Source organism: Hymenobacter terricola, from assembly GCF_017921975.2.
Lineage (GTDB): Bacteria > Bacteroidota > Bacteroidia > Cytophagales > Hymenobacteraceae > Hymenobacter > Hymenobacter terricola.
Genome location: NZ_JAGEMO020000163.1, coordinates 1 through 231 on the forward strand (window position 1 = coordinate 1; position 231 = coordinate 231).

The 231-nt window shown below is 45.9% G+C and carries 1 protein-coding gene; it reads right to left on the reverse strand.

Annotated elements, in window-relative coordinates:
* The coding region (locus tag J4G38_RS27985; protein ID WP_226164085.1) for a hypothetical protein at positions 1–231 on the reverse strand (231 nt) is incomplete at both ends.

The window sequence follows — 231 nt, forward strand, 5'->3', positions numbered from 1 at the left end:
AGCTTTTATGAGCTTGGCGGGCAAAAAAAGTGTGTCTCTGACGATTTTTGATTGTCCCTTTAGCCTTATTGTCTTTGTTTTCGTCGTTGTGGTCGTGACAAAGATCGGTTTGCCGTTGACGGTGTCATGCAGCACAATCGTTTTTGTTTCGCCCTCCAGGAAGGTGGTATCTCGCAAGTAGATGAATTGCTTTTGCGATTGTGCAGCAGCTGGAGCAGTATCCTGCAAATG